The sequence below is a fragment of the Paenibacillus sp. L3-i20 genome, assembly GCF_022180385.2.
Taxonomy (GTDB): Bacteria; Bacillota; Bacilli; order Paenibacillales; family Paenibacillaceae; genus Pristimantibacillus.
Genome location: NZ_BQME02000002.1, coordinates 1648596 through 1665811, shown reverse-complemented (window position 1 = coordinate 1665811; position 17216 = coordinate 1648596). Strand labels below are relative to the sequence as shown.

Below are 17216 nucleotides of genomic sequence, written 5' to 3'. Positions count from 1 at the left end.
GTACTATAGAAGGAGGATCCCATTGATTAAATCATTGTTGCGTAGCTTAGCAGGTAAACAACTCAGTATTGGAATTGAGCTGACAGAAAAAGAAATAAAAGCATGTGAGTTGCTTACTGACGGAAAAGGCAACAATAATGTGGTCCGCTATGCAAGGTCACCATTAAAAGAGGGGTTGCTACAGGATGGTAAAATCGTTGATGCCACAGAGCTTGGGGAGGCAATTGATAATCTATTAAAAGCTAATAAATTTTTATCGAATCATGTTCATTTCTCGGTGCCTAGCGAAACGGTGATGGTTCGTACTTTGAAGCTCCCGGATTTGTCACATATGGAGTTAAAGAAGCTCGTTCAGTTTGAAATGAATAATAATCTTCACTTAGCATTTGAAGATCCTTATTATGATTTTGTGAAGCTTCCAAGCTCACAATCAGGATCGTCGGAAACAGCGAATAACGAGGTTGAAAAACTAGCGGAAGTACTCGTTGTAGCAGCGTCTACAAACATTTTGCGTCAATATGCAGATATGTTCGAGAGTATTAAACTTAAACCAATCAGTTTTGAGATTAAGCCATTCTCACTGTTACGGCTGCTTACACAAAGTAATAGAGATCTACAAGCAAATTGTTATTTGATCGTAAACGTGAATGAACTAAGCAGCGAAATTACTATTATTGATAACGGTGCTATCCGATTGTCGAGACTCGTTGAAGTACCTTTTCAACTAATGATGAGCAGTGAAGTGAAACAAGGAAATGTTTGGCTTGATAACTACACGGATCCAAAACAATTATTCACAAATGCGGCACAGGATTTAATTGAAGAGATTGATAGATTAATGAACTTTTACTACTATTCATTAGGAAAAAGTGAGCAAACTTTTCAAAGTATAATGTTAACTGGAGATTTACCTAGTGACAATATGATTCATTTAACTGAGATGATGCAAGAGGGGCTGACTCCAAAGGTGTGTCAAGTAGAGTGGGATAGTCTACCTATGGATGTTGATGTGAGTGGATGGAGTATACCAGTATACGCTGTGACGCTCGGTCTTGCATTAAGGGGTGGAAAGTAATGTGGAATGTTGGAACGATTAATTTACTCCCGCCCAAAAAGAAGGCACCTCGACCATCACAAGGATTAATTCTAATTGTATTAGCTTTGATTTTAACAATCGCTATTGTTGTGCAGTGGGTGCTCGCTTCAAAATGGAAAACAGAAGCAGAAGTGTTCGATAAAGTAACAAAGCAAACAGAAATTCAGATTAAAGACTTAAAAGAAAATGGCGAACTAATTGCAAAACGAAATGCATATGCAGATGCCAAAATGTTTATTGAAAAAAATGAAAAAAGTCGCATAGACTGGGCGCCGTACATATCTGCGGTAGTAGAACCATTGCAGAAACAGGATATTATTAAGCTTTTGACAGCAGATGAGTTTAATAAACTAACTATTGATTTTGAATTTCAAAAACTTGAAAGTTTGATTGAATATATTGAGCAGCTTGAGCAGGATAATAGGCTTAAAGAAGTAAAACTTGATACTACATATTTAAGTAAAAATAATGAGGATGCTGAAAATGCTGACCAATCAAACGGTGAAAAAGAAAAAGACATCTATAAGTTAAAGCTGGCCATTCATTTAGAAAAGGCAGGAGGTCAACCGTCATGATTAAACTTCAACGACAAAACCTGCTTGCTGGAGCTTCTTTAAGTCGAATGCAAATTGTGTTAATTATTGTAGTGTTTATATTTTTAATAGTGAATGTCGCAATGTTATTATTAGTAACATTACCCCAGCGGCGTGAGACAACAAAAAATGAGTTGATGTTAAAAGAAAGTCTCGCGCAATCTTTTCAACTAGCTGATACATATACGCTGCAAAAGCTTCCACAATCGGATGTTGACAAATTAAAAATCAGAGCTCCGTTCGAACGAAAAGATTCAGATGTACTGCTTGATTTCCTAGAAGTTGCAGCCATTTCAAACGTTTATGTTACTTATTTAAATCAATCTGGATTAGATAATAATGGTGCGGTCCAAGTGCAAGCTAGTGGGAATACAGGTCCTAATGGAAACACAGAACCAAACCCAAATGAAATTTCCAGTCCCGGTATACAAACGCCAACTGGTACGATGATAGAACCTGTTTTTAAGTTAAAGCTAATCGGAAATCGAGAAGGTATATTATCATCTATCAACCATTTGCATCAGCATGATAGGCTTTATCAAAATATGAAGTGGGTAATTACGCACAAGTCAAGAAAGCAGGCTGAAGAGGATCATCCTAATATAAAGGAGAGACCGATGATTAATCTGGATGAGCCTATTTATGAAATTGATCTTGATATTCGTACTTATATATTGGGGCAATATGCACATTTATTTACTAACAAAACACAATAGAATGTAACAATGATTAGAGGCGGACAGGACGTTGTTCCTGTCTATTTTATTTGCTCCTCAAGCAGCCGGTTCGTGATTGTCATACTATTGTCATAGGAGACGGTGTATTGGCAGTTGTTAGGGTACGGGAAAAAGGGCATAATGGTAGCAGATAATAATACATAGAAAAGAGGAACGGGAATGTCTTATAACGACCGTTTCATACGGGCAAGCATGAAGGAACACGTAGATCGTGTGCCGGTATGGTATATGCGACAAGCAGGAAGGTATGACCCTGAGTATCGTAAAATTAAAGAAAAATATTCTTTACTTGAAATTTGCAAGCAGCCAGAACTTGCGGCAGAGGTAACACTAATGCCGGTTCGCAAGTTAGGTGTGGATGCTGCTATTTTATATTCTGATATTATGAACCCTGTAGCATCAATCGGTATTGACTTCGATATCGTTGCTAATATCGGTCCAGTCATCCATAATCCGATTCGATCAGCAGCGGATGTGGAGAGATTGAAACCTATCGATGTTGAAGGCGACTTGGGTCATGTAATTGAAACAATTCGTATATTGGATCGCGAGCTAGATGTGCCGCTTATTACATTTGCGGGAGCGCCATTCACTATTGCAAGTTATTTAATTGAAGGCAGACCGTCCAAAAATTATTTGAGCACAAAAGAAATGATGTATAGCGAACCAAAAGTATGGCATGAACTTATGCGTAAGCTTGGTGATATGGTTATTACCTACTTGCGTGCACATGTCGCTGCTGGGGGCAAAGCGTTCCAATTGTTTGACAGCTGGGTTGGTGCGCTCGCACCTGCTGACTTTAAACGATTTGTACTGCCGACGATTGAAAGAATATTTGATGAGTTGTCGGATTTGCCACAACCGAAAATCTATTTCCCTGGTGTCAGCTCTGGCGAGCTTCTACCTGAGCTTCACAACCTTAAGGCAAATGTAATTGGCCTTGATTGGCGTGTGTCGATACCTGAAGGTCGCAGAAGGTTAGATCATAAGTTTGCGGTTCAAGGAAATCTTGATCCTACAATATTGACAGCGCCAATGAGCGTTATTGAATCATATGCTGCTGAAATTATTGATCAAGGTATCACAGATCCAGGTTTTATATTTAATTTGGGGCATGGTCTCTTCCCAGAAGCTTCTTTAGAAAAGCTTGCTGAATTGACAGCCTTTATCCATACGTATTCCGAGAAAGCTATTAAAGCACAGAACAAAGGGGCGACAAGCAATGTCTGATCGCAATGGTAAAATTGGCGTGTTAGTAATGTCATACGGCACACCTGAATCCATGCAAGATGTTGAAGCTTACTACACACATATTAGACGCGGTAACCCACCCACATCGGAGCAGCTTGCTGAATTAACGGATCGTTATGATGCAATTGTTGGTGGAGTATTCCCTCTAAGGGAAAATACGAATGGACAAGTAGCAGGCCTGCAAGACAAGCTTGAGCAAATAGCTCCGGGTCAATATACATGTTACCAAGGTCTTAAACATGCTAAGCCATATATTGAGGACGGCGTTGATGCGATGGCTCAAGACGGTATAAGCAGAGCTGTCGGCATCGTACTTGCACCTCATTATTCTACAATGAGCGTAGGTAGTTACATTAAGAGAGCTAAGGAAAAAGCAAGCGAACTTGGTATTGAGATGTCGTTTGTAGAGAGCTATCACCTTCATCCAAAGCTGCTTAAAGCTTTAACGGAACGTGTACAGGATGGTTTGAAAAAGCTTGTGGAAGTAACTGGAGGAGAACAGAAAGTTAAAGTTCTCTTTAGTGCGCATAGCTTGCCTGAACGGATTAGAGAGATTGGTGATCCGTACGAAAAGCAGTTGATGGAGACATCTGCTGCAATAACGGATGCTGCTGGTATAACGGAGTGGCAATTTACATGGCAGAGCGCAGGTCGGACGAAAGAGCCTTGGCTTGGCCCAGATATATTGGAGACGCTAGCTACGCTGCAACAAGAGGATGTTAAAGCGGTATTGGTAGCACCTGTTGGTTTCGTATCGGATCATTTGGAAGTGCTCTACGATCTAGATATTGAAGCTAAGGCTGAAGCAGAAAAGCTTGGAATGACACTTGAACGTATTGCAATGTTAAATAAAGATCCACTATATATGGAAACATTGGCTGAATCGATCATAGATGCGATGATCGTGACTGGAGAGGAATGAATATGATGCGGAGTACAGAAACGATTGATCGAATTGTCATTATTGGCGGGGGGATCAGCGGACTGAGCTCCGCTTTTTATTTGCAGCGAGAAGCGGAGCGATTAGGTAAAAAGGTACATCTTACAATCGTAGATGGTGCACCAACGCTAGGTGGCAAAATTAATACGCTCAAGAAGGATGGCTTCGTTATCGAAAAGGGGCCGGACTCTTTTTTGGCGCGTAAATTAGCTATTGTCGACCTAGCGAAAGAACTTGGCTTAGAAGGTGAATTAACAGCTACGAATCCAGAGGCCAAAAAGACATATATTATGCACAAAAGGAAGCTGTTTGCGATGCCGCCGGGACTTGTCCTTGGCATTCCAACTGAAATTGGACCATTTGCAATGACGGGTCTGCTCTCTTGGGGCGGGAAGTTGCGAGCATTGCTCGACTTGTTCTTGCCATCAAAGGCTAGCCAAGAAGATGAATCACTAGGTGGTTTCCTAGAGCGAAGAGTCGGTACAGAAGTAATGCGACGAATTGCAGAGCCATTGCTTGCAGGAATCTATGCAGGTGATCTGAAGAAGCTCAGTTTAAAGGCAACTTTCCCCCAGTTCGCGGATTCCGAACGTAAATTCGGAAGTTTGATCAAAGGAATGCAGCATAATCGCAAAGTAGCCGCAGCATCACCTCATGCACCTGGAAGTACGTTTCTAACGTTTAAGGGAGGTTTATCTACACTTGTTAATGGTCTTGATGATGCCCTTAGTGATGTGGGACGACGTCTCGGTGTGAAAGCAACTCGTATTGAGCGAGAGGCTAACGGATATGGGATTGAATTGGACAGCGGTGAACGGTTACTTGCTGATCGCATCGTAATGACCGCGCCTGCGTTTGCGGCAGCAGATTTACTTGAGCCACTGGTAGATTGCCCAGAGCTTCGTAATATCCGTTACGTTTCGGTAGCGAATGTCGTTATGGCTTTCGAAAAGAGTACATTCGGCTTATCGTTTGATGGTTCAGGTTTTGTAGTTCCGCGTTCAGAAGGATTGCATATTACTGCTTGCACGTGGACTTCGAGCAAATGGCTACATACAAGTCCAGATGATAAAGTGTTGCTCCGTTGTTATGTAGGTCATTCGGAGGATCAGGAAAGCATTAAGCTTCCAGATAATGAGCTTATTGCTGCTGTTCGGCAAGATATTCGGGTAACAATGGGGATTACTGCGGAACCTATATTTACAGAAGTAACGAGATTAAATCAATCTATGCCTCAATATCCTGTTGGCCATGTAGATAATATGAGTACTTTGCGTACCCGATTAAAAGAACAGCTCCCTGGCGTATGGGTAACTGGTGCTGCATTCGATGGTGTAGGTTTGCCCGATTGTATACGACAAGGGAAAGAAGCTGCTGCTGTTCTGCTCAAACAATAGAATAAAAGTCATTTTTCCCCGAAGAAGAAATAGGACAATATTAGCTTCGCTTAAGAGAAAAGAGAAGGTATAATGAGGAAGTCTAGCTTTTCTGAATGATAGTTTATCAGGTAAAGGAGTCTTTCAATGTCATTATCCAGATCGAATTCTCGTCAAAATGAGAAAGAAAAGCGAAAAAAGAGATTTCGCAAACGATTAAGTCTTACACTAATTCTACTAGGAAGCAGCATTATCATAATAGGTGTTGTATTGGTTTATGCTAAAGAAGCAGGACTGAGGGATTGGATTCCTTTTATAGCGAGTCAAGAGAATGGGGAAAATAGCAATTCTCAGACTGGGACTAACGTAAACAAAACTAGCGATGGGAAAAAAGGCGAGGATCTACCTAAAGTAGAGGAACCTTCTTCTGAAGTAGTGAAGCCCGGAGTAAAAGAGTCCGAGGAGCCTTTGCCAACGAGTACCGATAATGCTACAGAAGGTACAATTGAAGAGGCAGATAAGAGAGTCACCTTATCCTTTGTAGGCGACTTGCTGCCAGGAGAATATGTTACACCTTTTATGACTCAACACGGCTACGGATTTCCTTATGAGAAAGCAATGTTATATTTAAGTGAACCGGATCTGTTAGCTGGAAACTTGGAGCTTCCTATTACGAAACGTGGAACGCCACTAGTGGGCAATAAATATGTATATAAAGGATTGCCAGAAGCACTTCCTGCACTTCGTGATGCTGGTTTTGATGTGTTTAGCTTAGCTAACAACCATGCGCTCGATCAAGGAGTAGAAGGAATGGTTGATACAATTACTCATTTGGACGAAGCTGGTATAAGCCATATGGGCACTGGAAATAACGATACAGAAGCTTTTGCTCCAGTTATAAAAGAAGTTAAAGGGATCAAGGTTGCTTATATTGGTGTAAGCAACGTTATACCTTTTGCCGAACAGAAGGCGGATAAAAATGTTGCAGGAATTGCGGAAACGTATGAGACGAAACGTGCAGCAGCAGCGATAGAAAGTGCGAAGAAACAAGCGGACATCGTCGTTGTGATGGTCCACTGGGGTGAAATGGAAACAGATCAACCCAAACCTTACCAAAAGAATAACGCACGTATATACATAGATGCGGGGGCTGATCTCGTGATAGGCAGTCATCCGCATGTACTGCAAGGCTTTGAGACGTATAAAGGGAAATGGATTGCATATAGCTTAGGCAATTTTGTGTTCACTAATTATCCAAAAGGTGCCCTAGCTGAAACAGGTGTGCTTGATGCAAGTTGCACGAAGGAAGCTGATTGTAAGTTATCATTTAATCCGATGATTGTTACGGAAGTTCAGCCAACACCGCTCGAAGGTGAAGATGCGAAAGCATTGCTTGATCGACTAACGTCAATATCGTTTGGGGTAAAGCTTGAGGAAGATGGATCTATCGTACCGAAATGAGGATTGAGAAAATGAGAAATCCGTGCGTTGCCCATCGAGGCTGGTCTAGCCGCGCACCGGAAAATACGATGTCTGCGATACGACTTGCATTTGAAGCGCCTGACATTGATTGGATTGAAATTGATGTACAGCTTTCGAAAGATGGAGTACCCGTCGTTATTCATGATTATACGTTAAGAAGAACGACAAACGGTCGTGGGGAAGTAAGGAAATGGACAGCAGCAGAGCTCGCATCGCTTGATGCAGGTAATTGGTTCTCGCAGAAATATCAAGGCGAAGCTATTCCTACGCTGGATACTGTTTTGAAAGAATATGGAGGTCGCTGTAAACTTAATATCGAGCTAAAAACAGATGGAATTCGTTATCCCATGATCGAAGAGAAAGTACTAGAGCGCATCTATGCATATGGAGCTACTAAGGATGTTGTGTTGACATCGTTTCATATGGGAACGCTTGGACGTATTCGTAAACTTTCGAAGGGGATACGTACAGGTCTTATTTTGGATGGCTGGCGTAATACGTTAACGAGGGAACTTGCGGAGATCGAATCGGACTTCCTCTCTATTGGCTATTCAAGATTAAACAAAGCTCGGATTGAGGAGCTTCAAGAAGCTCGAATTGAAACGATGGCGTGGACAATTAATGATAAAAAAGCCATTCGAAATACGGCTACTCTTGATCCTAATCTCCTTATATGTACGAACTATCCTGATCGGTGGCGGGAAGCAATGAATCCAAATGTAGCATGGAGAACGTTTTCTGGGCTATTAGATAAGTTTAGGAAATAACTCAACGTACAATCGTTTTATGTGCTATTGCAGGAAGGCTCGGTGAAGATCTTGGTTGGATTGATAGATGATTGGTTAATAAGACTGCTGGTCGGGATAATTGGGAGCGGTCTAGCTGCATTTTTTGCATATCGGGCACGTTCCTTGTCAGCATCAGGTGCTTGGTCAGCGATGGTGATGGGAACAGGATTTATAACATTAGGCGAACCTATTTGGTTCGGAGTGCTGATCGCCTTTTTTATCTCCTCGTCTTTCTGGTCGAAGTGGAAGAAAAGATCGAAGGCGAAGGAAGATGCCGAAGCAAAATATGCGAAGGGCAGCAGGCGTGATGCTGGGCAAGTTTGGGCGAATGGCGGCGTGGGCTTGCTTTTATGTGCCGCTCATGCCATTTGGCCCAATGAGGGATGGATGTTTGCATACATCGGAGTGATGGCATCCGTGAATGCGGATACGTGGGCGACTGAAATAGGAGCCCTAAGTCGTACTGCGCCGCGAGCTATTACGAGCGGCAAGCGGGTAGTGCCCGGCACGAGCGGCGGAGTTACGCCGCTCGGCAGCGCAGCAGCGCTTGGCGGCGCCGTCTTCATCGGCGCCGTTGCCGCGCTGCTGCAAGTGCTCACGCAGCAAGCCGGTGGCGTTGCTGCGGGCTATGGCGGCGAAGCCGCTGCGACGGCGTTCATCGTCGCAGCGGCCGCCGCTGGCCTGGTCGGCGCTTTCGCCGATTCTCTGCTCGGCGCAACAGCCCAGGCCATGTTCCGCTGCCAAGTATGCGGCAGCGAAACGGAGCGCGTCGCGCACTGCGGCACCGCGACGCGGCATATACGCGGCTTCGCAGCGCTGAACAACGACAGGGTAAACCTGCTGTCGTCGCTCTTCGCTGGCTTGCTTGGCTTTGCAATCGGTGCATTGTTCTAGCCTGCTAAGGTGCTTGACGATTGTTGCTTTGTACTGACGAGTTAAAGAGTGCTGCGATTTGTCGGAGCAAAAAATGGCGTTGCCCTTTAAGTAGAGTAATCTACGAAATGAGGCAACGCCATTTTTTTATGGATTCGTAATTTGCGAAAGGAGACAACGTCATTTTTTGGGACTTCGAGAACAAATAACTATGTTCAACATGAAACTTATTTCGCAAATATATTTGAACAGTGACTTAATTAAGTGCATAACTACACTTTATTCGTTCATAGTGGTCTATATGGGAAAAGGCTTCTTATTTACTTGCTAGTCAGTTGCTCCATCTGACCAATTAGCTCCTCGAATACGCTCATCGCTTGCTCGATTGGCTCAGGTGAAGACATATCAACGCCCGCCTTCTTCAAAATGTTGATTGAGAAGTCGCTGCCGCCACTCTTAAGGAATCCAAGGTAACGTTCTACTGCAGGTGCACCTTCTTCTAAGATTTGCTTAGAGAAGCTTGTAGCTGCTGAGAAGCCCGTTGCGTATTTGTAAACATAGAAGCTGTTGTAGAAGTGTGGAATCCGTGCCCACTCCATTTCTATGTCCTTATCTACGACCATTCCAGGTCCGTAGTATTGAACATTCAAATCGTAATAGATTTTGCTTAGCTCCTGAGGAGTAAGTGATTCTCCTGCCTCTGCACGTTCATGTACGATTTTTTCGAACTCAGCAAACATCGTTTGACGGAATACGGTTGTACGGAATTGATCGGCATAATAAGTGAGAAGGTACATCTTTTCTTTTGCATCTGTCGATTTGCCTAATAAGTGATCCATCAGGAGCGCTTCATTAAGTGTGGATGCGACTTCAGCAAGGAAAATTGTATATTGAGCATCACGATAGTTTTGTGTCGTATCTGAATAATACGAATGCAGCGCGTGGCCCATTTCATGCGTTAAAGTGAACATACTGTTTAAGTTGTCTTGATGGTTGAGAAGCACATATGGATGTGTTCCGAAAGCGCCCCAGCTATATGCCCCGCTACGTTTACCTTCATTTTCATACACATCGATCCAGCCATTGTTAAAGCCGTCTTGAAGTACATTTAAGTAATCTTCACCTAGCGGCTTTAAGCTTTCATGAATAATCTTTTTGGATTCCTCGAAGCTGATCGCCATGTCGAATTCTTCTACGAGGGGAGCAAACAAGTCGTACATATGCAACTCATCAACACCGAGCAGCTTTCTGCGCAGTTCCATATATCTGTGCATAAGTGGAAGATGCTTATGGATCGTATCAATTAAGTTTGTGTACACTTCCTTCGGGATATTGTCGCCATAGAGCGACATGCCTAGGGTAGAGTCGTATTTGCGAACTTTTGAGTAGAAAGTATTTTTAGTAACGTTTGCATTTAAAGTAGATGCTAACGTATTTTTTAGTTTGCCATATGTATCATATACCGCTTTGAAAGCTTCTTTTCGAACTTCACGATTTTTACTTTCCATAAATTGAATGTAGCGGCCATGAGTTAACTCTACTTCTTCGCCAGCTTCATTTTTCACTTTAGGGAATTTCAAATCTGCATTGTTCAACATGCCGAAGATAGTACCTGGTGCCGAGCTGACATTGCCAACTTGAGCAAGTAGTGCTTCTTCTGTTTTCGAAAGAACATGAGCCTTTTGACGACGCATCTCTTCTAAAGTATGGCGGTATTTCACTAATGAATCGTCTCCGATCATAGCATCTAGCTCACCATCGGAGAGACTTAACACTTCCGGTGTTACGAACGATAACGCTTCGCCTGTTTCTACACTTAGCTTTTTGGATTTGTCGGATAATGCTTGATAACCAGGTTCAGCTGTATCTTCATGATGGCGCATGTTGGCATACACATAAAGTCGTTCAACATGGAGCGAAAGTTCGTCTTCAAGTTCAAAACAAGCCTTTAGCTGCGCTGCATTATTTAATTTACCTTGATAATCGGCAGCTTTTTTAATTAATTTCTTAGCAGATGCGTATTCCTTATCCCAAGCGGTTTGGGACGGAAACAGATCCTCCAGTTTCCAGCGATGCTCAGCCGGCGTTTCTGAACGTTTCGGTATGTGATTCATCGTATTCCTCCTTGGTATCGATAAGATAGATTGCTTCTGCCCAGCAAGGTCTATCAATTGATCATTGGTGACAACACCTTGCGTAAGCGTAATAGCGAGCAGTAGAGACAGCCATTTCATCAAAGCTTCTCCTCTCAAACACAGTTTGTCGCTACTATGTCCGTTTGAAGAGGAAGTTATTCTAAGATGGTAAGCATATTTCTAGTCTGCCTACCAATAAAACTAAGAAGTTCCTGTACCCATTTTGAATAGTGAATAAACAATAAGGAAAAAGGCAAATGCGATGAGTGAGATGGAGACAATCGCCATCCCGCGCCGCATTTTTGGCGGTAATGTGTCCCGCTTCAATATAACTACGAGGCCTAGGGAGAACGCCGCAATAATGAAAATAATAGTTGATGAATTTGGATCCATGTTCGTAAAACAGCCTCCTATCGTTAACTATGCAAAGAACTCAATCGTTATGTTCGCCACCCCATGCTACAATTCCTTCACATGAAGCATGGGGTTTTAAGAACAGCTCTATCTACATGGTGGTATCCGCTTAAACTTCTTTTAAATTGCTCATAATGCTTTCTAGTTCTTCCTCGCGACCTACAAATTGCTCAGCGCGGTAACGATTTTTTGCCCAGTGAAGCATTTCTTGACGGCTAACGAATGTGTGGCAATCTTCGCCCCATTGATCTGATATTTCTCTGACAATTAGAGTTTTTCCCTGTACAACAACTGTCAGCATATTGTAATTGTCGATTTTGTAAATTTGATGTTTTTTAAACATTGAAATAGCCACCTTTAGATATTTGATTTATAGTATAGTTAACATGATAGCCATTATGGGGACGGTAAGCAATACGAACCGTCTCTTGAGTCAATTGTTTGATGGGCTATTTATGCAGAGAAATACCAGTTGAGTAGAGTTTAGTTGAGACGAGATGAGACGAGATGAGACGAGGAGAGGGTTTATTTGGAAAAACCACAGTATGAGCAAGTTGGCGTTGCTATGACTTGCAGAAGTTATGTTGAGTACCTTAGTATGTTTGACTTAACGGATACTGAGCTAAAGCAAGGCGCAATATTGGATATTGCAGCAGGAGGTTCCTCGTTCATAGCTGAAGCAAGAGAACGTGGTTATGATGCTTACGCAGTTGATCCTAGATATGCTGGTGATGTTAATAAGTTGGTCACTGAGGCGCGCCAAGAAATCGAAACGTCAACGGCAAAGCTAGAAGCGCTTAAGGAACACTTTGACTGGAGTTATTATGGTTCAACAGATGTTCATCGAAGAGGTCGCTTGGATGCATTGAGTAAGTTTGCAGATCATGTTCAGCGTGAGAATAAGAACAGTTTTTATATTGATGGTAAGCTCCCTGTGCTTCCCTTTAAAAATAATACATTTTCTAATGTGTTGTGCAGTCATTTTATGTTTCTCTACGGTACTCAATTTGATTTTACATTTCATCTAGCTTCAATTATAGAGATGTTGCGTGTACTTAAACCAAATGGCCAAATTCGGATATACCCTCTTATTACACTGCAATTTCAGCCTTATGATCGTCTTGATGAGCTCATTCAACTCATTAGTTCGGAAGGTGGAATAGTTGAACGAAGAGATTCGCATCTACCATTTATTCCTGGTTCCGAGCACTATTTGCATATTCGAAAAAAGTCTTAAAGTATGATCCGTTTTACAGAAATTTAAAACCAGAAATCGAATCATTATTAATGATAAATGTAATTGTCTCTATTCAGCAAATCAAGGCAATAAAAACAAGGACTCTCCACTAGTAGGAGGGTCCTTGTTTAAAATATAAGAACTTATAAGTTTTTCATCTTATAAGAGGCTTATATTTCTCCGCGAAACGAAAACTAAGCCTCCAAAGGACGGCTTTAGCAGTTTACGCTTGTTTCCACACAAGACAAGATTAATATTCCATCTTTATCGGTTCCAACGACTGAAGTGGTAGAGCAGGAAGCCAATTGCTGCTGCGCCAGCGATTCCAGTAGCTGTTTGATAGTAAATTGCACGTCCGAATGATTCGTAGATGAACCCTCCTAATACACCGCTAATAATTCCTGCCAACCCTGTCCAAATGATCGTATATACTGCTTGACCTGATGCGCGGAACTCGTCAGGGATAAGCTGTGAAATATATCGCAGCGCTGTAGAGAAATAAATGCCAAAAGAGACGCTGTGCATAAGTTGGGTTGCGACGACCCAACTTGGATCAGTTATTTGGCTTAGAAACCAAAGCCTGAGCCCATACATAATGGAAGCAAACATGAGTAGCGGTAGCTCTTTAAATTTATGACCATATTTGCCGAGTAGAAAGAGAATCGGAATTTCACTTACCGCTGATACGATGAGTTACTCATAACACCAAAAAGAAATCATCATAAATAAAACTGTATCTTAGAACAGGATAAAGTATGAATTTACCTGGTTTATTACGCCGTCCTTTTTCGATTACTTCCACATAAACCTTTTCAAAAATGGATCTCAAAATTCTATTCTTATCTTCTGGATCTACGGCGTTGTTAAAAATCTGTAAAGCAGAATTGAAATTTCCCCTTACTTTTGCGATATCTAATTCAGGTTTGTTATCTAATGATTGTTCGTTATAATTAAAGAGCATTTGTTTTAATTTGGCTTGCTCATCGCGTATTTCATTTCTGCTTTCTTCAAACTCTTCGTCGTCATATTTACCTTGCTCGTATTTATCTCTAATGAATTTCAATCTTGTTTTTAATTCTGTGTTTCGTCTTTCGATATATTGCTCAATGTCCTTGACTGATTCTTTAGGTCGGTTGTCAGAACTGCTAGATGAAATCGAGAGAAGTGTAGTTTCAATTTCATCATCTTTTAAATCTCTTAAATAGGATATTGTTTCGACTAATTGATCAAGGACTAAATTATATTTTACTGAGGTACATTGTGAGTATCTACAAACCATAAAATCTTTATTGTGGATGGAAATTTCCCCATCCTTTTTTTTATACTTCTCTCTCCGCTGATTTCTTGTCATTTTGTAACCACATACTTTGCAAACACAGAGGCTGGTCAGCTCTGTTATAGTTGCCTGTAATTTAACTCGAGGTGCGTCAGTATCAAGTGCGAGTTTAGCTTGTGCTTTATTCCAAGTCACTAAATCGATAATAGGTTCATGAGCATTGTGAACAATAACATGTTCTTCTAATGGTCTTTCTATTTTAGTCCCGTCTGGCAGTATTTCCGTACGGTTATAAGCTACTGTACCGATATAAGCATCGTTAATTAAAATTGATTCGATAACTCCAGTCGACCAGCGTTCACCTCGCTTGGTAGATGTAGGTATTTTTTGAGACAATAGATAGGTTGAAATTGACCTAGAACCAACATTTCTCCTCTTGTCCGACCCTTTAATAGGAATTCCGTAAGCAAACAAATCAAAGATGATTCTAATAATACGCGCATTTTCAGGGTCGATTTCAAGCTTGCGAGTGTTTTTATTCCGAGTATAACCAAAGGGTACTTTTCCCGCTGTCCATCTCCCTTCCATGGCTTTAGTTATTTTTCCCCCAGTTAATCGTTCTCTGGTTGTTTCAAACTCTTCACGTGCAAAAAATAATTCAAATCTAATCTGTCGTGTATCAGATCCATTCTTCGGGTCAAATACACGAGATGGAGTTATTATAAAAATGCGATTCGTTACAATAAGGTCATAGATAACTCCCATATCAGCATAACTTCCACGCCCCATACGACTAATTTCTTTAACTGCAATCGCTTGATAGAGTCCTTGCTCAAGAAGTTTAAGAACATTTTGAAAAACAGGTCGACTTTCAATCTTATCACCTGACCCAATTTCATCCATCTGTATATAGGGTATCCCTAAAGGTGCTAGAATGCGATCCATAAGGTCTCGCATATTTTTCAATGTATCTTCGCCCGTTTTACGTTCTAGATCAATTTCTTTCCGTGATTTTCGATTATAGTTCAAGATGCTCACGACACCATTGGCTTTTAGAAAATCGACACTTGACATGTACGCCATATTTACAGCTCCTAATATTTAATTCATGTGTACTACGAAATCTTGAAGGTTTATGCTTCCTGCTCTTTTTTATGCTCAAAAATTTCTCCTACTGATACATCTAAAAAGACACATAACTTTTCGATGGTCTCCAAATCTACACGTTTAACAGTGTCATTATATAAACCAGCAACAGTATTGATTGCCAGTCCTGTGCCTCTGACAACATCTCGTTGACTGAGTCGTTTACGTCCCAAAATTTCACTTAGATGATTGATAATCATAAAGTAACACCCCCTGGATTTAGTATAAGCTAACTAAAATTAAATATCAATTAGTTGATACATTGTATTGACTTGTGTATCAACAAGTGGTATATTTGTATTAGGAAGTTGATATAACACTTCCCGAAAGGGTGAGAAAATGAAAGATTGGGTTTTGCTCTTAACGGCGGTCATTCAGTTCTACACTGCAATCATTGTAAGTCGGACAAGCCGTAAGACAAAGAAAAAAGGAACCAAACGACGCCAGCGCACCACACGCACACGCAAACGTAAATAGGTTCCTAGGAGGGAGTTAGAGGCTCCCTCCACCCAATCTTAACATATAGCATGATTAAAATAAATGGAGGGAAGAGCGATGGAAGTAATCACATGGGTCATCATCGTAGCAGCTTTAGGGGTTAGTTTGATCGGATTGGTTAAGGCTTTAAAAAATCGCAAATAAGCCGGCGGGCGAACGTGAGGGAGGATATTGAAATGTCAAAAGTAATTGAGTTCCCAGCAGATCGAATTGTGAAGGGTGTACACATGTATATGCCAGAACTTGATGAGCGAAAAGTCAATGCTCAGATCGAAGCGAGTCTAAGTCACTATGGCAACCATTACTTCCTTTACACTTCGCTTGAACTAAAGGGGCGGGGTATCGTCCAACAAGAAACAAGCCGACCTGGTTTGAACAGTTATAAGGTTACAATAAATGCTTTCGAGAAGATTAAGCAGCAGTACTCGATTAGCATGTCTCGTTATCTAGATTAACCGCCTGATGAGTCCACAACGGAAGTGGACGAAACCATATCGTTGAAACTAACGGTATGGTCGCGGAACTCCGCCACGTGGCAGTCGTACACACTGCCCTTTACATATATTGTTCTTTGATAGTTACATAGGACAAGTTTATAAGTGCGTTTTTTTGTCTATCAGCTGCCATCTAATAGTGAGAGTACTAAATGATTATCAAATGTAGTTGATGTCGATGGCGCTCTCATATCTCGTCGCCAAACGCTCAGGTTTCAACCGTTATAGACGCTAGACCTCGACTCATACAATTGAGCGAGATAATCTACAGCGTCCTAAAAACTAAACTGGAGCGTTTGGCGATGTGCATTAAAAACCAAAAATTGATTGAACAAGCCTAAGTGGATTAGGCTACGTCTAGGCCAGCCCCGTAGTTGGTGAGGCCGCCGTTTTGTTTAGCTGCGGGGCAAATTATTTTTAATGTCAAGACTGGTTTAAGAACGTTTGTTCGCATATAATAAAAACATCAAATAATGAGGACGGTGTTTTTATGGCAATGCCACAACGTAAAAAGCTAGAAGGAAATGGGTTATGGGAATCTAGTCGAATGATATTGCCTGAGCATAGGAAAGCAATGAATGATTATGACAAAGAGTCGAAGCGTAGAAGTAGGATAAGTCTTGATGAACAAGAATGGGAAGACATTTCAAGGGATGTTTCCGAGTCTATGGCAATGCGGCAACAGATCACTCTTCGCATGTATCATCCTTTTGAAGAATTAACTATAGTCGGCGTAGTTGATCGAGTGGATCAATTGAAAAAACGATTCATGGTCGATGGCGAGTGGTTTGATATAAAAGATATCGAGGGTGCTAGTATCAATTCTTAAAACTGATTAGCTAGTATGATGAATTGGTAAAAAGGAAACTCTCTACTTAGA

18 protein-coding genes are annotated in these 17216 nt (G+C 41.4%); 12 read left to right on the top strand and 6 right to left on the bottom strand.

The window, feature by feature from the left end; genetic code table 11:
- Nucleotides 1-22 precede the first annotated feature (22 nt).
- From pilM to MFF31_RS21565, 9 genes are all read left to right on the top strand, one after another.
- The gene (gene pilM, locus MFF31_RS21605; RefSeq protein WP_238190933.1) at nucleotides 23-1075 is read left to right on the top strand and encodes a type IV pilus biogenesis protein PilM; all 1053 of its coding nucleotides are present in this window, start codon (nucleotides 23-25) and stop codon (nucleotides 1073-1075) included.
- Nucleotides 1075-1671 carry a hypothetical protein gene (locus MFF31_RS21600; RefSeq protein WP_238190932.1) on the top strand — a complete coding sequence of 199 codons (597 nt, stop codon included), beginning with the start codon at nucleotides 1075-1077 and terminating at the stop codon, nucleotides 1669-1671. Before pilM ends, MFF31_RS21600 begins: the two co-directional genes overlap by 1 nt.
- Nucleotides 1668-2405, top strand: coding sequence for a hypothetical protein (locus MFF31_RS21595; protein ID WP_238190930.1), 738 nt, complete (start codon nucleotides 1668-1670; stop codon nucleotides 2403-2405). The genes MFF31_RS21600 and MFF31_RS21595 overlap by 4 nt, the downstream gene beginning before the upstream one ends.
- A 180-nt stretch (nucleotides 2406-2585) precedes the next feature.
- Nucleotides 2586-3656, top strand: coding sequence for a uroporphyrinogen decarboxylase (gene hemE, locus MFF31_RS21590; RefSeq protein ID WP_238190928.1), 1071 nt, complete (start codon nucleotides 2586-2588; stop codon nucleotides 3654-3656).
- Complete coding sequence (gene hemH, locus MFF31_RS21585) at nucleotides 3649-4599, top strand: ferrochelatase (RefSeq protein ID WP_238190926.1); 951 nt, start codon at nucleotides 3649-3651, stop codon at nucleotides 4597-4599. Before hemE ends, hemH begins: the two co-directional genes overlap by 8 nt.
- Nucleotides 4600-4604: 5 nt before the next feature.
- A complete protein-coding gene (hemG, locus tag MFF31_RS21580) occupies nucleotides 4605-6014 on the top strand; it encodes a protoporphyrinogen oxidase (protein WP_238192183.1) in 1410 nt (469 codons plus the stop codon).
- Nucleotides 6015-6140: 126 nt separating this feature from the next.
- Nucleotides 6141-7454, top strand: a complete 1314-nt coding sequence (locus MFF31_RS21575) for a CapA family protein (RefSeq protein ID WP_238190925.1) — start codon at nucleotides 6141-6143, stop codon at nucleotides 7452-7454.
- An 11-nt stretch (nucleotides 7455-7465) separates the two neighbouring features.
- Nucleotides 7466-8242 carry a glycerophosphodiester phosphodiesterase gene (locus tag MFF31_RS21570; protein ID WP_238190923.1) on the top strand — a complete coding sequence of 259 codons (777 nt, stop codon included), beginning with the start codon at nucleotides 7466-7468 and terminating at the stop codon, nucleotides 8240-8242.
- Nucleotides 8243-8293: 51 nt separating this feature from the next.
- Entirely contained in the window at nucleotides 8294-9157 is an 864-nt protein-coding gene (locus tag MFF31_RS21565; protein WP_282570604.1) for a DUF92 domain-containing protein, read from the top strand.
- A gap of 299 nt (nucleotides 9158-9456) precedes the next feature.
- Here MFF31_RS21565 and pepF read toward each other — a convergent pair whose 3' ends face one another.
- The 3 genes from pepF to MFF31_RS21550 form a co-directional block, all read right to left on the bottom strand.
- Nucleotides 9457-11250 (bottom strand): oligoendopeptidase F, encoded by a 1794-nt coding sequence (pepF, locus tag MFF31_RS21560; RefSeq protein WP_238192182.1) that lies wholly within the window; start codon nucleotides 11248-11250, stop codon nucleotides 9457-9459.
- A 222-nt stretch (nucleotides 11251-11472) separates the two neighbouring features.
- On the bottom strand, nucleotides 11473-11664 hold the full coding sequence (locus tag MFF31_RS21555; RefSeq protein WP_238190919.1) for a hypothetical protein: 192 nt from the start codon (nucleotides 11662-11664) through the stop codon (nucleotides 11473-11475).
- A 130-nt stretch (nucleotides 11665-11794) separates the two neighbouring features.
- Entirely contained in the window at nucleotides 11795-12028 is a 234-nt protein-coding gene (locus MFF31_RS21550; RefSeq protein ID WP_238190917.1) for a hypothetical protein, read from the bottom strand.
- 186 nt (nucleotides 12029-12214) lie between these two features.
- Here MFF31_RS21550 and MFF31_RS21545 point away from each other — a divergent pair, with 186 nt between their 5' ends.
- The gene (locus MFF31_RS21545) at nucleotides 12215-12922 is read left to right on the top strand and encodes a class I SAM-dependent methyltransferase (protein WP_238190914.1); all 708 of its coding nucleotides are present in this window, start codon (nucleotides 12215-12217) and stop codon (nucleotides 12920-12922) included.
- 264 nt (nucleotides 12923-13186) lie between these two features.
- Here the strand turns inward: MFF31_RS21545 and MFF31_RS21540 are convergent, their stop codons facing one another.
- Genes MFF31_RS21540 through MFF31_RS21530 form a run of 3 tightly spaced genes read right to left on the bottom strand, consistent with a single transcriptional unit; the run spans nucleotide 13187 to nucleotide 15544 of the window.
- Nucleotides 13187-13612: an MFS transporter gene (locus MFF31_RS21540; RefSeq protein WP_282570603.1), complete on the bottom strand. Its 426-nt coding sequence runs from the start codon at nucleotides 13610-13612 to the stop codon at nucleotides 13187-13189.
- Nucleotides 13613-13619: 7 nt separating this feature from the next.
- Nucleotides 13620-15281, bottom strand: a complete 1662-nt coding sequence (locus tag MFF31_RS21535; protein ID WP_238190913.1) for a recombinase family protein — start codon at nucleotides 15279-15281, stop codon at nucleotides 13620-13622.
- Nucleotides 15282-15331: 50 nt separating this feature from the next.
- Complete coding sequence (locus tag MFF31_RS21530; RefSeq protein ID WP_238190912.1) at nucleotides 15332-15544, bottom strand: helix-turn-helix domain-containing protein; 213 nt, start codon at nucleotides 15542-15544, stop codon at nucleotides 15332-15334.
- A 474-nt stretch (nucleotides 15545-16018) separates the two neighbouring features.
- Between MFF31_RS21530 and MFF31_RS21525 the strand changes: the two genes are divergently transcribed.
- Nucleotides 16019-16297, top strand: coding sequence for a hypothetical protein (locus tag MFF31_RS21525; protein ID WP_238190911.1), 279 nt, complete (start codon nucleotides 16019-16021; stop codon nucleotides 16295-16297).
- 529 nt (nucleotides 16298-16826) lie between these two features.
- A complete protein-coding gene (locus MFF31_RS21520) occupies nucleotides 16827-17165 on the top strand; it encodes a YolD-like family protein (RefSeq protein ID WP_238190910.1) in 339 nt (112 codons plus the stop codon).
- Nucleotides 17166-17216 lie beyond the last annotated feature (51 nt).